Raw genomic sequence first — 18,449 nt, 5'->3', positions numbered from 1 at the left:
ACCTTAAAACTGAACCCTTGCGCCCCTGGTCAGCTTAAGGTTTCCCCCACCTTATTTAATTAAAAAATTTACGAATATGGAAAAATATGATGTAACAATTATAGGCTCTGGCCCTGGCGGGTATGTAAGCGCTATACGTTGCGCCCAATTAGGATTAAAAGTAGCCATTATTGAAAGGTACAGCACGCTTGGCGGCACCTGCCTTAACGTGGGCTGTATCCCGTCAAAAGCCTGGCTTGAAGCCTCTGAGCATTATTACAAACTCAAACATCAATTCGAAAATTTTGGGATTGATGTAAAAGAAGCCAATGTCGATATCAAAAAAATGAACCAAAGGGTTCAGGATGTGGTACAGGAAATCATCAATGGCGTTGGGTATCTGATGAAAAAGAACAAAGTTACCGTCTATGAAGGCCACGGCACCATCAAGGACAAAAACACGATTGAGATTAAGGCCGAAGCTAAAACGGAAACTATAGAAACCGATAAAATTATCATTGCCACAGGGTCCAAACCCGCTTCCTTGCCCAATATTAAAATCGATAAAAAAAGGATAATCTCTTCTACCGAGGCCCTTGCGCTACAGGAAATCCCCGACCATTTATTGGTCGTTGGTGGAGGCGTTATCGGGGTTGAGATAGGTTCTGTTTTCGCCCGCCTGGGCTCTAAGGTGTCTATTGTGGAATATTTTGATAGCCTCATCGCCACTATGGATGGCGCACTGGGACATCAATTGCATCGTTCCCTAAGAAAACAGGGAATTGAGTTTTATTTGGAACATAAAGTGACCAATGCAACAGCAACGGACAACAAAGTTGAATTGAAAGCGGAAAACCTGTCCGATAAAAAAGAAATGAATTTAGAAGGCGACTATTGCCTTATGGCCATTGGCCGGAAACCGTACACCGCCAATTTAGGCCTTGAAAACATTGGCGTGGAAACCAATGAGAAAGGACAGGTAACGGTAAATGAGAACCTTGAAACCAATGTCAAGGGTGTATATGCCATTGGGGATGTAATCCGAGGGGCAATGCTTGCCCATAAAGCCAGTGAAGAGGGCGTTTTTGTAGCCGAAAGGATAGCAGATCAAAAGCCACATATCAATTATTCGCTTATTCCTAATATTGTTTATACCCAGCCCGAAGTGGCCGGGGTAGGCTTAACCGAAGAAGAATTGAAAGAAGCAGGAAGAAGTATTAAAACAGGCTCTTTTCCTTTTAAGGCCAACGCAAGGGCGAAAATAAGTATGGACACCGACGGCTTCATAAAAGTAATCGCAGATAAAGAAACTGATGAGATATTGGGAGTGCATATGATAGGGCCACGCATTGCAGACAGCTATACCGAAGCGGTGGTAGCGATGGAATTCAGGGCATCTGCCGAAGATGTTGCAAGGATGTCCCACGGGCACCCAACTTTTTCAGAAACCTTTAAAGAGGCCTGTCTGGCAGCCACCGAAGACAGAGCGTTGCATATTTAACGGCCTTAATTTAATTGTAAAATCGGATTAGGCAGTTTTTAATCATTTCATAAGACTTAAATCAGTTTGTATTAAGTTTAAGTTTATGGTCTAAAAAATAAAATAAATATTTTAAAAATGTAAAGAGCATGAGAACTATTCCGAAAGACAAAAACATCGATAGTAGTTTGACGCTACTTCGTGACGGCTATGAATTTATTCAGAAAAAGCGTCAAAAGCTTTGGTCCGATATTTTTAGAACCCGTTTGATGTTAAAGGAAACGATCTGCATGAGTGGAAAAGAAGCCGCGGAGGTTTTCTATGACACTGAAAAGTTTCAGCGAAAAGACGCTGCTCCTAAAAGAGTGCAAAAAACATTATTCCTCCAGAAGGGTGTCCAGACACTGAATAATTCAGCATACAGGCAAAGAAATGAAATGTCTATGTCTTTGATGAAACCGGATAGCCTGCGGGGGTTCCTAAAAATTCAAAAGAGCTACTGGGAAACATACATTGGTAAATGGGAGAAAGATGAAGAGCAAAAGTGCCTTTGCCGGAGTGGTTTCAGGCAGAAGAAGTAAACCTGCTGCTAAAAGGATTTTGTAACAATTGTATCCGGATAAAGGACAACTATTATAACGAATATTAAAAATAAAAAAAGAGATAATGGAGAAAACAACATTTAAGATAACCAAAATGGATTGCCCTTCGGAAGAGCAGATGATCCGGATGAAGTTGGAATCTTATGCTCAAGTGAAATATTTGGATTTTGATATTCCCAACAGGAAATTGGAAGTATATCATGTGGATGGCATTGAAGATATACAAACATCAATAGCCGGTTTAAACCTTGGGGATTCTTTAGAGGGAACCACAGAAGCCGAACCACCCGTAATGGAAGACCAATCCAAACAAAAAAGAATCCTTTGGTGGGTCTTGGGCATCAACTTTGGTTTTTTCGTTATCGAAATGACCACAGGTTGGATTTCCTCTTCTATGGGACTTGTGGCGGATTCGTTGGATATGCTGGCAGATTCCATCGTATATGCGCTAAGCCTATTCGCGGTAGGCGGTGCCATTTCAAGAAAAAAGAAGGTCGCAAAATTCAGCGGGTATTTTCAGATGGCATTGGCAACACTTGGTTTTGCAGAGGTATTAAGAAGGTTTTTTACCAGTAGTGAAACACCAATGTTCCAGTGGATGATTGTAGTTTCCATTTTAGCCCTACTGGGGAACCTTATTTCGCTTTGGTTGATAAACAAGGCTAAAAGTAAGGAGGCCCATATGCAGGCCAGTGCCATTTTTACGTCCAATGATATTATTGTAAACGGTGGGGTTATAGTGGCAGGGGTACTGGTCTATTTTCTGAATAGCAAATGGCCCGATTTGGTGATTGGCGGCATCGTCTTCACGTTTGTAATGCGGGGCGCCATAAGAATTTTAAAATTATCTAAATAATGCAAATATATGTTGCACAAGACGTTGGGAAACAATAGGAAATTATGAATAAAAGTAGTGTAGCATTATTGATTTTACTGTTGTTGGCAATAGACCAGACCATAAAGATTTATGTGAAGACCCATTTTTATTATGGCGAGGAGTACTACGTATTTGGCCTGGATTGGTTTCGCTTGCATTTTTTGGAAAATCCCGGAATGGCCTGGGGCTTTAAGTTTGGGGAGGGATATCTGGCCAAGCTTGTTTTGATCCTATTTCGGCTGGCCGCCATTGTTTGGGGGACTTTTTATATCAAAAAGATGATACGTGAAGGATATGCAAAGGTTTTTGTAATCTGTGCAGCATTTATATACGCAGGTGCATTGGGCAATTTGATTGACGGTGCATTTTACGGACTGATCTTTGAAAAAAGTGATCCGGCAGTACAAAACGTTGCAGAAATATTCCCGTCAGGGGGTGGATATGCTGGATTTTTAAATGGCAATGTCGTGGATATGTGGTTCCTTCCCATTATTGATACAAGGCTTCCGGAATGGATGCCATTTTGGGGAGGTAATCAATTTACTTTTTTTGACCCTGTATTTAATACCGCAGATGTCTGGATTAGCACGGGAGTGATTTTACTCCTGATCTTTCAAAGCCAACAAAAAAAAGACCAGAAAATATCGGAAAATAAAAAGTTGAAATATACTGAGGGTAACAGAAAAATTATAAACAACGATTAGTTATGAACGTTTGGCTTTGGGTAGTAGTATTGGGATTGGCAGCTTGGGCTGCCCATTGGGGTGCGGACCAACTCTTGACGCCTTTAAAGATGCTCCGTAAGCAATGGGGGCTTACAGCTTCTGCAGGAGCAGCTCTCCTTGCCATTGTGACCGCCAGCCCCGAGGTAGCTGTAAACGTTACCAGTGCAGCCCGGGGAGTATCGGAAATTGGTCTGGGCAACCTTTTGGGTTCCAATATAATTTCCATTCCGTTGATGGTTAGCATAGCCTATTTCGCTTCCAGAAAGCAATTTAAAAATAATAAGGAACACCAAAAACATCTGGATGCCAACCTACTGGCTCTGAACAAACGTTCTGTTTCGGTATTGTCCATCCCCTACCTGGCAATCATTGCTTTGGTAGCTATACTAACCCTTCCCAAAGCCTGGCGTGGATTACAACCCATCGATGGCTATATTATGCTGGCTGCCTATGCTGCTTTTTTAACGCATGCCATTATAAAAGGCAGGGAAAAGGGCGAAAAAGTAGAATGGGACAAAAAGAAAGTCTGGTTATCCGTGGCCGGGGCCCTGGCCATAGCTGTGGGTGCTTTTTTTATTGTTAAGGCAACAGAAAATATTGTTTCGGCCCTGAATATTTCTGAAATCGTTGGGGGATTGTTCATCACGGGTATAATGACCACCGCGCCTGAAATATTTAAGACCTGGAGCGTGGTGAAAGGAGGCGAAGTAACGGCAGGCACCACTAGTGTTATCGCAGATAATGCTGTTACGATGACGGTCGCCTTTTTCCCGTTGGCGCTGGTTACTACCCCTATCGAAGATTTCCAGTTGTTTTGGGTGAATCTTGCCTTCGTTGGACTGATGCCGCTTTTGTACTCCCTTTTTGTCCATCAAAGCAAGGAACTTCACGGTTTTAGCAGATGGCAGATATTCGCGTTCGATGCAGCCTATATCGTCTATCTATTGACAATGGTATTTTTTGTTCTAAAACTATTTTAAAATAAAACATATATGAAAAAGAAAAAACTAAATCTAAGAGACCTCAAGGATCCTTCAATTGAAAATAAGGTTTCATCACAACTGAGCATTAAGGAATACATCCCTTCCATATTCAGTTTTGTGATGTTGATAGCGGGAATTGCTATTGATTACTTTGATGCCTTTCCGTTTTTTAAAGGTTGGGTACGAATCGCTTGGTATGCGGTAGCCTACATCCCCGTTGGTTTTCCTGTTATAAAAGAGGGATGGAAAAGTATCAGGGACGGTGATTTCTTTACCGAATTCTTCCTAATGTCTATCGCAACCTTAGGGGCGTTCGCCATTGGGGAATACCCGGAAGGTGTGGCCGTAATGCTGTTTTACGCCGTGGGCGAACTTTTCCAAAACGCAGCTGTAAAACGAGCAAAGGGCAACATAAAGGCGCTTCTTGATGTACGTCCTAATGAGGCCGTGGTGTATCGGAACGGCGATTATGTTTCGGTCGATCCCGAGACCGTTGAAATTGGAGAAAAAATACAAGTGCGCGTAGGTGAAAAGTTCCCTTTAGATGGCCAATTGCTATCTAAAAAAGCATCGGTCAATACCGCAGCGATTACGGGGGAAAGCAAACCCGACACCATTGCCAAAGGAGACAAGGTTTTTGCCGGGAGCATCAATCTAGAAGGTGTTGTAGAAGTGGAAACCACCAAGGAATTTAAGGATAGTTCCATTGCTCGAATTCTCGATATGGTGCAAAATGCCACAGCACGTAAATCAAAGACCGAACTGTTTATAAGGAAATTTGCACGCATCTATACTCCTATCGTAGTTTTCTTAGCAGTATGCTTAACGTTTTTACCTTATTTTTTTGTGGACGGGTACGTATTTCAGGAGTGGTTATACCGGGCCTTGATTTTTCTGGTAATTTCTTGTCCCTGTGCATTGGTGATTTCCATTCCCCTGGGTTACTTCGGTGGGTTGGGTGCAGCATCCCGAAACGGTATTCTATTCAAGGGTGCATCCTTCTTGGATGCAATGACCCAAGTGAATACGGTAGTAATGGACAAAACAGGAACCGTTACTCACGGGGTATTCAAAATAAAGGAAATCAAACCCATAACATTAGAAAAGGCAACGTTTATGAAGTACCTGATGGCGATGGAAGAACAATCCACACATCCCATTGCCAAGGCGATCTTGGAATATAAAGCGGACGGTTCTGATTATGAGGCCACCAATGTTTCAGAGGTTGCCGGAAAAGGATTGAAAGGGATGGTCAACGGAAAAACAGTACTTGTAGGTAACAAAGCATTGATGACCTCAAACAGTATTGAAGTTCCTTCGGAAACAGATGGTATTGTAGAATCAATTGTTATGGTGTCTATTGACGGAAAATTTGAAGGTTATGTAACCATTGCAGATGAATTAAAGGATGATGCACACCAAGCCATTAAACAAATTCGAGATTCAGGAATTTCCAGGATTATAATGCTATCAGGCGACAAGGACTCTATTACACAACAAGTTGCAAAAGAGTTAAATATCGATTGGGCAAAAGGTGGATTGTTGCCTGAAGACAAATTGAACGAAGTCGAAGAACTCAAAAAGCAATCCGGAACCAAAGTAGCATTTATAGGCGATGGTATTAACGATGCCCCGGTTTTGGCGATAAGTGATGTTGGCATTGCAATGGGTGGTTTGGGTAGCGACGTAGCCATAGAAACAGCCGATGTTATCATACAGACCGACCAACCCAGTAAGATTGCAAGAGCGATTAAAATTGGTCGTTCAACTCGACGAATTGTCTGGCAAAATATTGGGCTTGCCTTTGGTGTAAAGGTTATTGTCCTCATTCTCGGTGCAGGTGGATTAGCAACAATGTGGGAAGCTGTGTTTGCCGATGTTGGTGTTGCTTTGCTCGCTATTCTCAATGCAGTTAGATTGCAGAAAATGAAGTGGCAGGATTCTTAGAGTGCTATCTTGGCCGAAGATATAAAGGGGGTTTCAAATAAATTAAAGCTATCTTTATAAGTCAGAATAGGTCTTAATCAATGATTCACATTTTCACAACAGGCGGCACAATCGAGGGGCTGGACTATATTGATGATAGTGGTATAACTTCATCCGACGTAGGGATTGAAGCTTTTTTGGATAAAGCAAATATAAATTTTGAATATACCATAGAAGGTGTTTTCAAAAAAGATAGTCGTGCCATAACAGATGATGACAGAAAGCTGCTGGCGAGCAAGATAAAGGAAACTAATGCGACTAAGATACTGATTACCCACGGTACTTTCACGATGGAAGATACCGCAAAATATATAGGAAAACTCAATTTAAATAAGACAATTGTTTTGGTTGGGTCTTTCATTTTGGGTTCATCTGCAGAGACAGATGCACCCTTTAACTTGGGGTATGCAATTAGCTCATTACAGCTTCTAAAACCGGATATTTATATTGCTATGAACGGACAAATTTTTAATTGGAACAATGTTTCCAAGAATTTAGAAACCAACAAATTTGAGCGCAATGAGTAGTAAAATAGATGTTTGGTACTTCGATACATTGGACGACTTTTTTCTATCTATTAATAGATACGTTCATAGTATTGCTTACACTCTACTTTTCCAGAAAGAAAACGCGTAGTAGTCTAAGGCGTTTCCTCTACCTCGGAATCTTGTTTGTTGCTTATAATGCTACTGGTGGTTTTTTACCAATTGACAACTTCCCAGGTCCTTTTATTTTGCAGTATATTATTACCTATGGTGTTGCCATCGCCTTGTGTGTTTATATCGTTTATTATCTCTACAAAGAGTACGATATTGTCGTTTTAAAATTCAACTCATCCATAAGAAACCTTGCTATACTCGCAAGCGTGAGTTTTGTAGTGCTGTTTCTTATCCCTTATTTCCTGACAGATTCACTTAATTCTGCACGTTTTCTATTTACCATTCCTATATCTGCTGTCGCTTTTGTTTTTCTGTTTATTTTCTATCGTCGCATATCGAATCCCAGCAATCCAAATCCTTTCATAGTAAGACGAAACAAACTCTCAATGGTAAGTGTAGCAAGTATTGCCCTGTTACCTATCTGCACAGTCATCGGCGACTATCAATGGATAACATTTACCGTAATGAACTTGGCTTTCTTTGCCATAACCGCCATTGAAGCAGATAGGTATTTGTACTTCATAGAAAACAATAACCGAATGTATGAGGTCTTTGCGTTGAAGAAAAAACAACGTGACGAATCGGTCGAGCGCAAAATCATCTATGAAGATTTGACCCGTAGAGAAATCGAAGTGGCTTTGTCAATTTTAAGTAATTTAAGCTACAGAAACATCGCCAAAGATTTATTCATTGCAGAAAGTACCGTATCAAAACACGCATCAAATATCTTCAAAAAAACGGGCGTAAAGAATAGGCGTGAATTTTTGAAGCGATTTCGGAAGAAAAAGTAAGTAAATTGAGTTTATATAAAAACCACTATTTGCAGTACCTAACAAATAATCCGTAGAAAAATACGGACTATTCCGTAATTATATACGGCACGTTTTCCTTGTACAATTACAAAGTAAAGCTACTTTACACATAGTTCCCTAAAATACAACAATGAGCCACAAATTTTATGTTCCGTGACTTTCATTTACATCATTTTGTAGGACTATGACAACCACCAATAAATCGTATCAACTAAATCCCATTTCTATGGTTTACAACGTTAAAGTTCCTGCTTATGAATTCGCAATTACAATCAAAAAAATTATTAAAGGATCTGGATGAGTTTAAAATTCAGAATGGAAATATTTTAGAACAGGCATATCTTTCCATCAAAGCCTGTCGCAAACTATTGAGTTCTTACAAAAAGGAAATCATTGACACTAAATTTCAGACGATACAAGATGAAATAAATTTCTTTAAAAAGGTAAAGCAGGTTCCTCTTATAAGGCTCATCTACTTTTCAGAAATACATTCCTTTGAGATTCAACTTCCAAAGGGCGATAAGGATGCCCAACTAAAATCGATTAAAAAGAAAATCAGCAAAATAAATCGCTTTTTCCTGTACAATATCGATTTTGGACGTTATGTAAATTCCGGTGCTACCCATTTTGACAAGGAATACTACACCAGAGATTATCTCGAAACATTCCATATAACAACTTCCAAATTTTACTTTCAAGACCCAGAGTTTTGCACACCAAGGGATATGCTACTTGGCAAATACAAGGCGTATGATTTGTTAGTGATATATTTGGATGAAAAAAAGCATCGAATTCGGAAAGGATTGAACGGCAAATTAAATGGTGCTAAACCAATTGAAAAGATACATTGGCCATTTTCAAATACAGATTATGTTGAACTCGTTTATGCACTCTGCTCAAAGGGATTGGGCAAACAGGATAATCAAGCCATAATGCAGGTTTCCAAAAAAATGCAACAGCTTTTCGATATTGAGCCAAAGGACATCTACAAAACCTATCAGGACATCAAAAACCGCAAGAACAGTAGGACACTATTTCTCGATGAGCTTTCCACCTCGTTACTGATAGAAATGGACAAAAGCGAAGAATAACAAGCTATTTTACTGTTAACAAAAGACCGTACTACGGTTGACCTACGGTCTTTTTATTTTGGAAGGCGTCTTCATATAATTTGATATGATTTAGCACACCGTTTCCACTTTAGAAGCACCATAATACTACAAAACCCATCAAATTTCAAAATGTTAAATTTTGACCGTAGTACGGTCGTACTGGGGAATAAAATCCAATAAACCTATTCAAATTTGTAGAACGAAAGTCAAATCAGGTCAGGGACTATCATTTAAAATCATAAACCCAGATAGTCCCTTTCTTTTAAAACCGTTCTATTATGCCAACAAGTATTATTACCACAGACGACCTTCGGGAATTCAAAATGGAATTGCTCGATGACATTAAACAATTACTTACCAGACAAGCCAGCGGGAAACTCAAAAAATACCTCAAATCTTCTGAGGTTATGGACTTGCTACAAGTAAGTCCAGGCACTTTACAAAATCTTCGTATCAATGGCACATTACCATACACCAAGGTGGGTGGCATTATCTATTACGATACCGAGGAAATTCAAAAAGTTATGGATGCCAACCGTGTGCACCACGGTCTAAATTCTTAAGCGATGAACTATATAAAGCTACTTAATGCGGCTTTTGAAAAGTTCTATTTTGATGACCGCCTTAACCCATCCCATATCAGTTTGTATATGGCGCTATTCCAAGAATGGAACAGTTGCCGCTTTATGGATGAATTTTATGTAAACCGTCGCGATTTGATGCGATGTGCTAAAATAGGTTCTAAGTCTACATATCACAGATGCATCGTCGAGTTAGATTCTTGGCAATACTTAACCTATTTCCCTTCCAACAATCCCTACAAAGGCAGCAAAATAAAGATGGCCATTATTGGGACAAGTGATGAACCGGTTGTGGGACAGTACAATCCCATATTAGAACAACTTGCGGAACAGTACCATCCCAGAGGTGTACCGCTTGAGGGACACCACCATCCCAAAAATGGACAGGTTGTGAACCAACACCGTCCCATAGATGGACAAGCATTGGTATCTAATACAAACAATATCAAACAAGAAAACTATATAAAACAACCAAAGGGCTGGCAGGCCGTTTTTATTTTTTTTGAAGAAAAAGGTTTTGATGCTGATGAAGCTAAAAAATTCTATGAGCATTACCAGACCAGAAATTGGCAAACTGGCGATGGCAAGGAAATCAGAGATTGGCGAGCCGTAGCCATCAACTGGATGGACAGAACCGAAATATTCGACGAGGAAAACAAACCAAACAAAAAACAAGCGTCCCAAATCAAGGACAACTTGCGAACCACTAAAAACAAAGATTATGGACAACCCCTCTAAAATAACCGAAGGTGGCGTGGAATATTCGCTCGGAAAATTTGATGGTAAAAGTGTGATCTATGATTTTCCAAAAATCTTGATTTACCTAAATGCCAAAGGCAAACTTTTGTTTGGCGAAAAGTTTAGGATATATGATGAAGACAAGGATATTTTGCTGAAGCTCTGTTCCTACTTCATCAAGGATAAAGACAACTGTGAGACTTATGGTATTGACATTGACAAAGGCATTTTACTTTCCGGACCCGTTGGCTGCGGCAAAACCAGTTTGATGAAATTGTTGCGCCATTTGGTTCCGTTGCAACGCCCTTACGAAATGATTCCCTGCCGAAACGTAACCTTCAGTTTTAATCATTTAGGCTTTAAAACCGTTGAAGAATATGGTAACACCAAATTTTACTGTTTTGATGATTTAGGCGTGGAACCGTCTGGCAGATTCTACGGAAAGGATCTTAATGTGATGGGCGAAGTGCTTTTATCTCGATACGAGCTGTACTTACAAACCAAACACAAAATCAAGACCCACGCCACCACCAATCTCAATGCTGAAGAACTGGAAGAACGCTATGGTAATCGTGTGCGTAGCCGAATGCGAGAACTTTTTAATTTGATTGCTTTTGATACTAAAGCTGGGGATAAACGGAAGTGAATTTAAGGTATGGCTTTTTAACAACAATTTTTATTTTCTTGAATCGGCGGACAAGCCACAGTACCATAAGAACAGAATACACAACAATCCCCTTCTTTTGGTTTCAGAACAGTTTTGCAATTCTCACATTCATAAAAGAATTGACAGGCGGTGGTTGGCATTTCTTCAGCCTTTTTGTGGCCGCATTCTGGACAGGTAATCGTAGATTTAAATTGAATCTTCATTATTCTATTATTTTGTACCCCGTGCTTTCTATAGCTTTTCGGATTGTGGGCAAATCGGTTTTGGTCTTGTCAAATTCCACTATGGTATTAGCATTTTCGTAGCTGGCTTTGATAGAAATAATTCCGTCCAATTTATTGACTTCGCTTTCTACGTGTGCCTCACAACCTGCACAGGTCATTCCAGCAACTTCAAAAGTCTGCTGTTTGATATTGGATTGAGAGACATAGACGATATCCTTGGCGGGCTGTGCATAAAATAGATTGGAATAGTACGGGAAGGCCAGCATCAATGCGGCGAATAGTGTTACTATCAATAAGAACCGTTTGGATTGCCAAAACGATGGTTTCGCATCATCTTCACAGGCGCAATCTATTTCTTCCTGTGTTTTCGGTCGTAGTTTCTGGTACCAGGCAAAGACCAAAACAATAATGGTCAAGCCGATAAGATAGGGTCTAAATGGCTCGACCCAAGAGAATGTAGATGCAATTCCGCTTGTTCCAGCAATTAATGCCAAGACAGGGGTTATACAACATATTGATGCTGCAACTGCGGTAAAAATGCCGGTATAGGCCGCGGTATTTGAAGTTTTATTCGGTGCCATAATGTAAACTTTCTAAGCTGTTTTCTTTCTTGCTGAAATTGAATTGAAAATTCCATTCAAAACATTGTCCTCACTCTTTACCAGCGAATAATACAATGTTTGCCCTTCACGTCTCGATGTAATAATTCCCGCATCCTTCATTTTACGGATATGTTGGGATACGGCAGGAACACTCATTTCAAGAATGTCAGCAATATCGCAAGGACACAGTTCATTCTCTATGTTCAATAGAAATAGAATTTTCAGTCGTACCTCGCTTCCCGCAAGAGACAAAATTTTGCTTATTGCTTCTAAGCTACCTGAAGAATTCTCTATGGTTTCCTTACATCTCGATATTTGCTTCTTGTCTGCTTCGTTCCGTGTACAGGTTATTTCCAAGCTCATCTTTTTTGATTTAAAGTGGCCACAAATATATCATTATTATATTATTTAAGCAAATACTTAAATACACTATTGAATAAATTGTTTTTTATAATGTGTAGATAATAAACTTAGGTAATCTAACTTCTAAAGGATTTGTACAGTAAAATAACTTCTGAAACACATTGTAAAACAATGTCCTTCAAGCTCTTCGTTAACTCTAAAAAAATATCTTTCATAATTCTATTGATTTTTGAATGGATAATAATATCGATAGTGCGATACGCTCAATATTGTGGTTGTCTGAGATATAGCTTTCTTCATCCCAATTGGATAAAAAGCCCAATTCTATTAATATGGCAGTACAATAATCTGCTGTTTCCCTTAGCACCTGAAAGTTCGTAAACTTCACACCTCTGCTATCATAGCCTATTGCTTCACAAAGTGCACTTTCAATTTGATAGCCCATAAAAACCGATGCTTTTGAGAATTTTTCTTGTTTTCTTGAAGCGTAAACTTCTATCCCTCTCGCATCTGGATTATCGGAATGATTGCAATGCAAAGACACAAACAAATCAGCATTTAAGGCTTTGGTCAGTTTAGTCCTGTCCGATAATGATATTAAAGTGTCTTTATACCTGGTCAAATAAATATCGAGTGGTTTTTCCAAGTCGTCATTTAACTTTAAAATCTCATTTGCAATCGATAAAACCACATCTTTTTCTTGAATGTCATTTATACCAATTGCACCAGCATCTTTTCCGCCGTGTCCAACGTCAATTATTATTCGTTTTTGAGCAGTAGATTCTTGTCCAAAAATGAAGCACATTTTTAGAACCAAAATCACAAAACTGACGTTTTTGAGCAGATTTTTCATTTTCAATTTTCGGGTTATCAACAACTTCCCTTCAAAAATCCATAGGATTTGATGCCAAATAATAGCAACGGAATTCAAACAATATCAAATAATATTTTATTCACAATTATTTGATTTTCAGTTGTTTAAGTTCAAATATATGTAAATTTCCAATAACGAAAATGAACCAAAAATTTAAACTGTTCCGTTATGAAAAAATCACACTATTTAGCATCCATTCTTTCGCTCTTAACCACTTCGCTTTTTGCTCAAATTGGTGGCATTGAAGATTCGGTTAACGATGTAGGCGACACTATCCGAACTATTTTTCCAATACTTCTCGGTGTAATCTTCCTTGTAGGTTTCCTGTTTAACGCAGGACATTTTTTTGGGGAAAATGCAGATTTAAAAAAGGGGATTACCCGAGTTTTAGTATTTGTATTGATTGCAGGTGCAGTAGTCGGAATCTTTACTTACCTAATAGGAATCGTTGTATAAATGAAACGGTTCGAAGTCTATAAAAACATCAGGAAAAGGGCGGTCATTTTTGGGCTGCCCATTTCCCTGTTTGCTTTGATGATGGTTTCTATTTTGGCTTCGTTGCTCATCATCATCTTCTCTTTCAGCTTTGGGATAATAATAGGTGTGTTGGTTTTCAACGCTTCCCTTTATGTGGCGCTGACGAGAATAGCCCACAATCCACAACTATTCCAAATGGCTAAGGCTTTTCCAAAAATCATTAGTAACAAAAGAAATTCTGGCTTCGATTATGAACAAGATTAACCTTTCGGCATATCAACCCATCGTAGATATTCAGGACAATATCGTATTTGCCAATAATGGCAATGTTATTTTGTGCTACAAAGGAAATCTGCCGGAAATATACTCGTTGTCTGAAAAGGATTTTGAAGATATGCACGGTGCTTGGTTTCAGGCATTAAAGTCTTTGCCAGTTGGTACTGTGGTTCATAAACAGGATATCTACTTGAAGAAATCCTATTCTTCAGAACAACTTCCGAATTCCACCTTTTTGGAAAAAGCTACCCACGAGCATTTTAAAGGTCGTGGACATATCGAGCACAGCTGCTATTTGTTCTTCATATTGACCAAAAATAAGGCACTCAACAATCCGAAATACGTCAACCCTTTCAGAAAAGTTTCAAAAGGAATCGTACAGGAACTGGATGACAATATTAAAAGCTTTGTAAACTCGGTTAGCGATTCGGTTTCCTTCATCAATAATAGCCGAAAGATGGATTTTGTTTCGCTTAAAGCGGAAGAGATACAGCAACTAACAAGTGCCTATTTCAATGGCTTTAATGAAGGCTACGATACCGATATTTTACTGGACAAAAAAAGCGTCAATATTGGCGAAAACCATTTTGATGCCCTGGCCATCAACAGCGAACTGTGCTTTGGCGAAAGTGTACAGAGTAGCAAAACCAATGAGAAATTCACTTCTGACGATTTTGTGTTTCATCAAGGGTTTATTGATGGTTTAGGGCTTACGCTTAATGAGAACCATATCGTCAACCAAATCCTATATCTCGATGACAAACAGAAGTGGCGCAAGCTACTGGATAAAAAGATTGAAGAACTCAATAAAAGTTCAAATTTCGGTTCACAGAATAAAGTGGTTTTAGGGAAAATTCAGCACATTCTTGACCAAATCAATGCCGATGATAATGCACGAATCATCCGTGGTCATCTCAATATCGTGTATTGGGCAAAGGAAGCCAAAGAGCTCGACAAAATAACTTCAAAAATCAAAACAGAATTTAAGGAATTGGATATCATCCCGTATTATCCAAGAGGCGAAGAACGTAAGAATTATATCCTAAATAGTTACTGCTGTTTCTCTTCCAATTTTTCAAACAACGATTTATATGTAACCGATTTAAAACACGCGCTCTGTCTGTTTATCAATAACACCAATTACAAAAGTGATAACACCGGAATCATCTTTAATGACCGCGAGCATAACATTCCTGTCTTAAAGGATGTTTGGGATGAAAAGAAGAAACGAATAAAAGCAAGAAACTTCGCCATCTTCGCACCTACTGGTGAAGGCAAGTCTTTTTTGGCAAACAACATTCTACGCCAGTATTTTGAAAGTGGCGTTCGTTTGGTCATCATAGACTTGGGTGGTTCTTATACCAAATTCGCTAAACTCTATCCCGAAAAGTATACGGTGCTTCGCTATGAAAGTGGAAAGAACTTAGGTATTAACCCATTTTACATTAGCGACACAAATGACCTCACACCCGAGCGACTGGAAGACCTATCCGTTTTCCTGTTTGAACTGTTTGCTTCAGATTTAAAGGTTACGAAAGCGCAATCTGTATCAGTCAAAAAGATATTACGCCACTATTACGATAGTACTTCAGAAAATCACTCTTTAGATGGATTTTACAGTTTTATAGAAAGGAATCAGAAGGATCTTCTGGACACCTTAAAAATCCATCCCGACTACTTCAATGTCACGAGCTTCTTGCACGTAATGTCAGAATATGTCGGCGATGGTCTATATAGCTTTCTTTTTGAAGTCAGCGAAGACCAAACCTATAAAATCGAAGACAAACGCTTGATTGTCTTTGAACTTGATGAAGTTAAGGATAACAAGGAAATCCTTTCCGTAATGCTGAAGCTCATCAAGTCCGCCATCCAGAGAACCATCTGGAAAAATAGAGCTGAAAAGGGCATCATCCTCTTTGATGAGTTTGCAAAGCAATTGAAGTTTGAAAACGTGTTGGAAAGTGTAGAATTCTACTATCAAGCCATACGTAAACAAAACGGTGCTATTGGGATTATTCTTCAGTCGATAAATCAGCTTCCTAACAATTCAACATCGGCAAGCATACTGGAAAACACACAGGTCATTTATAGTCTGAACAATGAAAAAGGATATGACGAAGTGGTCAAAAGACTCAACCTATCCAGCCACGACCTTAACCAACTGAAATCCATCAAGAACAATCTTTCAGGACCACGGAAGTACACCGAAATGTTTATCAAGATAGGTAGGGAAAGTAACATCTTTCGGCTCGAAGTTCCGAAGGAAGTATATGCCGCTTATTTGACCGATGGACAGGAAAATGAAGAAATAATGAAGCTCTACAACGAGCATCACGATATGCAAAAAGCAATAATTCAATTCACATCTAAAACATAATATTATGAAGACAAAAATTTTAATTCTCGCAACGGCATTCATCTTTTTATTGCCCGCACGCGCTGCGTGCCAGGGAATGCCCACTTATGACAATACCAATTTTATCAGCTTGGTAAAACAGCTGATAGAATCTGGAAAACAGACAGCACAAATGATTAAGTCTGTAAAATTCCTAAAAGATGCAAAAGAGGCAATAGAGAAAGTATCAAGCGTTGTTGAGCAACTGAGAGCAGTTGAGGAAATTGGACAGAATAATCAGCGCCTTATCAACGTAATGCAAAATGATTTACAGGATATTTTGAATTCGCCCTACATCAAACCAGATGAAGTTTCAAGGGTTGTAGAATCATTTGACGCCATAGTACAAAACTCGTTGGACACAGTAGATTTTATTGATGAAGTCCTATCCAGCGATTACCTAAAAATGAGTGATGCCGAACGTGCTGAAATCCTGAAAGCAAAAGAACAGGAATCCAAGCAAATGGTTTCCAACATCACTACAAAAACAAAACGCTATCGTGACATTATTTCTTTTAGAAAAATGCAGGATAAAGTCAATAATAGAGAAACCGAATACTAAAAATGACTGCGACCATTCTCTTAGGAATTGGACTGGAATACATCGATACCGTCTTCCAGACCATACAGGCCAGCGACTTTTCGCAATACACGATTGCGGGAATGAAAACGCTCGCTGTCCTGTTCTTTCTGGTCAACATCCTCAAAAAATACAATGAAGGCATTGCAGATAAGGATGGCTACACTTGGGGATTGAGTCCAGGCGAACTCGCCAAGAATTTTGCCATTGTCATTTTGGTCATTTTCTCAACGCAAGTATTAGGCTTTTTCGATGGCATCTTAGTAGCCATTGAAGGACAATATCGAGGAACTGCACCAGCCTTATTGCCATTGCAAATGCAGGACATTCCCATTGAAGAGGACGTGAGTATCATCGAGGTTGCCCAAGCTGCTATGACGCTTTTATATGAAGCTTTGGTTACACCGCTTTACGGATTCAAAATATTTGCATTCATCATTAGCTTGTTCCTCTGGATATTAGATTTATTCATTTATCCATTGTTTTTGGCAGAAGGCTTTTTTCTACTCGGAATAATGCAAACTTTTTTTCCCTTGGTCATTAGCCTTGCAGTCTTTGAAAAGTTCCGTTCGTTAGCTTACACATTCTTCAAGCTTTATGCTGCGGTCTATATGTTAGTACCTGCTTTCTTTTTAGTAAACGTCTTTGTGAATGCACTCTACACGGAAATCAACACCAATTTTTGGGTCAATTTGTTTGGAATCGATACAGGTCAAGCCTTTTTTGCACCTGTGGTTCAATTAGGTTCGGTAGGGTTTATTGTTTTCTTGAAGTTCAAACTGTATAAACGCGCCACATCTTTTACACTCAGACTATTTACCAACTAAATCCATTCAGAATGAAAACACCATATAAAAATTTTTACAACGTCCTAAAGCTGAATCGATTTATCGTTTTGGCGGTTGTTGCCTGTGCCTTACTATCCAGCACATTTTCGGTTTGGATGGTATTCAACACCAATCAAAAAGCGCTCAATAGTGCTTTTGCCATCAATACCGATGGCAGTATCATTCCGTTAAAGCTCGTGACGCAAAAAGAGAATTTTAGAGTGGAAGCTTTGGCTCATTTGGATCTGTTCCATAATTACTTTTATAACATCGATGCCAGTAATTACGAACGAAACTTGGAAAAGGCATTGTGGTTGGGCAATAGTTCCGTGGACAATCTCTACCGCCAGAAAAAAGCCGATGGTGTTTACAACAGATTGCTTCAGTATTCCTTAGTTCAAAAAGTTCTGAGTATCGATTCACGGATATCTGAAAATAATGGCTCGTATGGTTTTACAACGACTACCATTTTTGAAATCAATAGAGGCACAATCATCGACACTTACGAATTGGTTTCCACCGGAAACTTGATTATGGTTGACCGAAACTTTCCCAACAATCCACACGGACTTTTGATTACCAACTATTTCGAGAACACTCTAAAAAAACTAAACGATGAAAGTTGAAAGC

General features: G+C 39.2%; 22 protein-coding genes. 17 read left to right on the top strand and 5 right to left on the bottom strand.

Translation table 11 applies throughout. The features are described from left to right. Positions 1–76: 76 nt before the first annotated feature. The 12 genes from lpdA (at position 77) to LDL79_RS09770 (ending at position 11,180) form a co-directional block, all read left to right on the top strand. A complete protein-coding gene (gene lpdA, locus LDL79_RS09825; RefSeq protein ID WP_111126196.1) occupies positions 77–1,480 on the top strand; it encodes a dihydrolipoyl dehydrogenase in 1,404 nt (467 codons plus the stop codon). Between the two features lie 128 nt (positions 1,481–1,608). Further along, on the top strand, positions 1,609–2,040 hold the full coding sequence (locus tag LDL79_RS09820) for a cytochrome P450 family protein (protein WP_027885443.1): 432 nt from the start codon (positions 1,609–1,611) through the stop codon (positions 2,038–2,040). A gap of 85 nt (positions 2,041–2,125) precedes the next feature. Continuing rightward, positions 2,126–2,917 carry a cation diffusion facilitator family transporter gene (locus LDL79_RS09815; RefSeq protein WP_027885442.1) on the top strand — a complete coding sequence of 264 codons (792 nt, stop codon included), beginning with the start codon at positions 2,126–2,128 and terminating at the stop codon, positions 2,915–2,917. 44 nt (positions 2,918–2,961) lie between these two features. Further along, positions 2,962–3,642, top strand: coding sequence for a lipoprotein signal peptidase (locus LDL79_RS09810; RefSeq protein WP_027885441.1), 681 nt, complete (start codon positions 2,962–2,964; stop codon positions 3,640–3,642). Between the two features lie 2 nt (positions 3,643–3,644). Further along, a complete protein-coding gene (locus tag LDL79_RS09805; protein ID WP_009778867.1) occupies positions 3,645–4,643 on the top strand; it encodes a sodium:calcium antiporter in 999 nt (332 codons plus the stop codon). Positions 4,644–4,655: 12 nt separating this feature from the next. Then, positions 4,656–6,593, top strand: coding sequence for a heavy metal translocating P-type ATPase (locus LDL79_RS09800; RefSeq protein ID WP_225597576.1), 1,938 nt, complete (start codon positions 4,656–4,658; stop codon positions 6,591–6,593). A gap of 80 nt (positions 6,594–6,673) precedes the next feature. Then, entirely contained in the window at positions 6,674–7,159 is a 486-nt protein-coding gene (locus LDL79_RS09795; RefSeq protein ID WP_225597575.1) for an asparaginase domain-containing protein, read from the top strand. A gap of 140 nt (positions 7,160–7,299) precedes the next feature. After that, on the top strand, positions 7,300–8,082 hold the full coding sequence (locus tag LDL79_RS09790) for a helix-turn-helix domain-containing protein (RefSeq protein ID WP_225597574.1): 783 nt from the start codon (positions 7,300–7,302) through the stop codon (positions 8,080–8,082). A 275-nt stretch (positions 8,083–8,357) separates the two neighbouring features. Then, the gene (locus tag LDL79_RS09785) at positions 8,358–9,194 is read left to right on the top strand and encodes an RteC domain-containing protein (RefSeq protein ID WP_133642531.1); all 837 of its coding nucleotides are present in this window, start codon (positions 8,358–8,360) and stop codon (positions 9,192–9,194) included. A gap of 299 nt (positions 9,195–9,493) precedes the next feature. After that, a complete protein-coding gene (locus LDL79_RS09780) occupies positions 9,494–9,778 on the top strand; it encodes a helix-turn-helix domain-containing protein (RefSeq protein ID WP_047550478.1) in 285 nt (94 codons plus the stop codon). A gap of 3 nt (positions 9,779–9,781) precedes the next feature. Beyond that, the gene (locus LDL79_RS09775) at positions 9,782–10,534 is read left to right on the top strand and encodes a hypothetical protein (RefSeq protein ID WP_026754846.1); all 753 of its coding nucleotides are present in this window, start codon (positions 9,782–9,784) and stop codon (positions 10,532–10,534) included. After that, entirely contained in the window at positions 10,518–11,180 is a 663-nt protein-coding gene (locus LDL79_RS09770) for an ATPase (RefSeq protein ID WP_008610942.1), read from the top strand. Before LDL79_RS09775 ends, LDL79_RS09770 begins: the two co-directional genes overlap by 17 nt. Before the next feature lie 17 nt (positions 11,181–11,197). Here LDL79_RS09770 and LDL79_RS09765 read toward each other — a convergent pair whose 3' ends face one another. From LDL79_RS09765 to LDL79_RS09750, 4 genes are all read right to left on the bottom strand, one after another. Further along, positions 11,198–11,404, bottom strand: coding sequence for a GDCCVxC domain-containing (seleno)protein (locus LDL79_RS09765; protein WP_225597573.1), 207 nt, complete (start codon positions 11,402–11,404; stop codon positions 11,198–11,200). After that, positions 11,404–12,006, bottom strand: a complete 603-nt coding sequence (merTP, locus tag LDL79_RS09760; protein ID WP_225597572.1) for a mercuric transport protein MerTP — start codon at positions 12,004–12,006, stop codon at positions 11,404–11,406. Before merTP ends, LDL79_RS09765 begins: the two co-directional genes overlap by 1 nt. Before the next feature lie 12 nt (positions 12,007–12,018). Further along, the gene (locus tag LDL79_RS09755) at positions 12,019–12,390 is read right to left on the bottom strand and encodes an ArsR/SmtB family transcription factor (RefSeq protein ID WP_008610939.1); all 372 of its coding nucleotides are present in this window, start codon (positions 12,388–12,390) and stop codon (positions 12,019–12,021) included. A 211-nt stretch (positions 12,391–12,601) separates the two neighbouring features. After that, positions 12,602–13,243 carry an N-acetylmuramoyl-L-alanine amidase family protein gene (locus tag LDL79_RS09750; RefSeq protein WP_031427464.1) on the bottom strand — a complete coding sequence of 214 codons (642 nt, stop codon included), beginning with the start codon at positions 13,241–13,243 and terminating at the stop codon, positions 12,602–12,604. A 189-nt stretch (positions 13,244–13,432) separates the two neighbouring features. Between LDL79_RS09750 and LDL79_RS09745 the strand changes: the two genes are divergently transcribed. Continuing rightward, positions 13,433–13,720 carry a hypothetical protein gene (locus tag LDL79_RS09745; RefSeq protein WP_031427463.1) on the top strand — a complete coding sequence of 96 codons (288 nt, stop codon included), beginning with the start codon at positions 13,433–13,435 and terminating at the stop codon, positions 13,718–13,720. 17 nt (positions 13,721–13,737) lie between these two features. Here LDL79_RS09745 and LDL79_RS09740 read toward each other — a convergent pair whose 3' ends face one another. Continuing rightward, positions 13,738–13,881: a hypothetical protein gene (locus tag LDL79_RS09740; RefSeq protein ID WP_164076250.1), complete on the bottom strand. Its 144-nt coding sequence runs from the start codon at positions 13,879–13,881 to the stop codon at positions 13,738–13,740. Between the two features lie 110 nt (positions 13,882–13,991). Between LDL79_RS09740 and LDL79_RS09730 the strand changes: the two genes are divergently transcribed. Genes LDL79_RS09730 through LDL79_RS09715 form a run of 4 tightly spaced genes read left to right on the top strand, consistent with a single transcriptional unit; the run spans position 13,992 to position 18,445 of the window. Then, the gene (locus tag LDL79_RS09730) at positions 13,992–16,394 is read left to right on the top strand and encodes a TraG family conjugative transposon ATPase (RefSeq protein WP_225597571.1); all 2,403 of its coding nucleotides are present in this window, start codon (positions 13,992–13,994) and stop codon (positions 16,392–16,394) included. 4 nt (positions 16,395–16,398) lie between these two features. After that, positions 16,399–16,974, top strand: coding sequence for a hypothetical protein (locus LDL79_RS09725; protein WP_008610935.1), 576 nt, complete (start codon positions 16,399–16,401; stop codon positions 16,972–16,974). A 2-nt stretch (positions 16,975–16,976) separates the two neighbouring features. Then, positions 16,977–17,819, top strand: a complete 843-nt coding sequence (locus LDL79_RS09720; RefSeq protein WP_225597570.1) for a hypothetical protein — start codon at positions 16,977–16,979, stop codon at positions 17,817–17,819. An 11-nt stretch (positions 17,820–17,830) separates the two neighbouring features. Further along, a complete protein-coding gene (locus LDL79_RS09715; protein WP_225597569.1) occupies positions 17,831–18,445 on the top strand; it encodes a conjugal transfer protein TraK in 615 nt (204 codons plus the stop codon). The last annotated feature ends 4 nt before the right edge of the window (positions 18,446–18,449 follow it).

The organism is Leeuwenhoekiella palythoae (assembly GCF_020310025.1).
Taxonomy (GTDB): Bacteria; Bacteroidota; Bacteroidia; order Flavobacteriales; family Flavobacteriaceae; genus Leeuwenhoekiella; species Leeuwenhoekiella palythoae.
This window is presented reverse-complemented; position numbering and strand designations above follow the sequence as displayed.

Bases quoted from the DNA above. Each gene is read 5' to 3' on its own strand.
- lpdA (WP_111126196.1), top strand. From the start codon at position 77: ATGGAAAAATATGATGTAACAATTATAGGCTCTGGCCCTGGCGGGTAT.
- LDL79_RS09820 (WP_027885443.1), top strand. From the start codon at position 1,609: ATGAGAACTATTCCGAAAGACAAAAACATCGATAGTAGTTTGACGCTA.
- LDL79_RS09815 (WP_027885442.1), top strand. From the start codon at position 2,126: ATGGAGAAAACAACATTTAAGATAACCAAAATGGATTGCCCTTCGGAA.
- LDL79_RS09810 (WP_027885441.1), top strand. From the start codon at position 2,962: ATGAATAAAAGTAGTGTAGCATTATTGATTTTACTGTTGTTGGCAATA.
- LDL79_RS09805 (WP_009778867.1), top strand. From the start codon at position 3,645: ATGAACGTTTGGCTTTGGGTAGTAGTATTGGGATTGGCAGCTTGGGCT.
- LDL79_RS09800 (WP_225597576.1), top strand. From the start codon at position 4,656: ATGAAAAAGAAAAAACTAAATCTAAGAGACCTCAAGGATCCTTCAATT.
- LDL79_RS09795 (WP_225597575.1), top strand. From the start codon at position 6,674: ATGATTCACATTTTCACAACAGGCGGCACAATCGAGGGGCTGGACTAT.
- LDL79_RS09785 (WP_133642531.1), top strand. From the start codon at position 8,358: ATGAATTCGCAATTACAATCAAAAAAATTATTAAAGGATCTGGATGAG.
- LDL79_RS09780 (WP_047550478.1), top strand. From the start codon at position 9,494: ATGCCAACAAGTATTATTACCACAGACGACCTTCGGGAATTCAAAATG.
- LDL79_RS09775 (WP_026754846.1), top strand. From the start codon at position 9,782: ATGAACTATATAAAGCTACTTAATGCGGCTTTTGAAAAGTTCTATTTT.
- LDL79_RS09770 (WP_008610942.1), top strand. From the start codon at position 10,518: ATGGACAACCCCTCTAAAATAACCGAAGGTGGCGTGGAATATTCGCTC.
- LDL79_RS09765 (WP_225597573.1), bottom strand. From the start codon at position 11,404: ATGAAGATTCAATTTAAATCTACGATTACCTGTCCAGAATGCGGCCAC.
- merTP (WP_225597572.1), bottom strand. From the start codon at position 12,006: ATGGCACCGAATAAAACTTCAAATACCGCGGCCTATACCGGCATTTTT.
- LDL79_RS09755 (WP_008610939.1), bottom strand. From the start codon at position 12,390: ATGAGCTTGGAAATAACCTGTACACGGAACGAAGCAGACAAGAAGCAA.
- LDL79_RS09750 (WP_031427464.1), bottom strand. From the start codon at position 13,243: ATGAAAAATCTGCTCAAAAACGTCAGTTTTGTGATTTTGGTTCTAAAA.
- LDL79_RS09745 (WP_031427463.1), top strand. From the start codon at position 13,433: ATGAAAAAATCACACTATTTAGCATCCATTCTTTCGCTCTTAACCACT.
- LDL79_RS09730 (WP_225597571.1), top strand. From the start codon at position 13,992: ATGAACAAGATTAACCTTTCGGCATATCAACCCATCGTAGATATTCAG.
- LDL79_RS09725 (WP_008610935.1), top strand. From the start codon at position 16,399: ATGAAGACAAAAATTTTAATTCTCGCAACGGCATTCATCTTTTTATTG.
- LDL79_RS09720 (WP_225597570.1), top strand. From the start codon at position 16,977: ATGACTGCGACCATTCTCTTAGGAATTGGACTGGAATACATCGATACC.
- LDL79_RS09715 (WP_225597569.1), top strand. From the start codon at position 17,831: ATGAAAACACCATATAAAAATTTTTACAACGTCCTAAAGCTGAATCGA.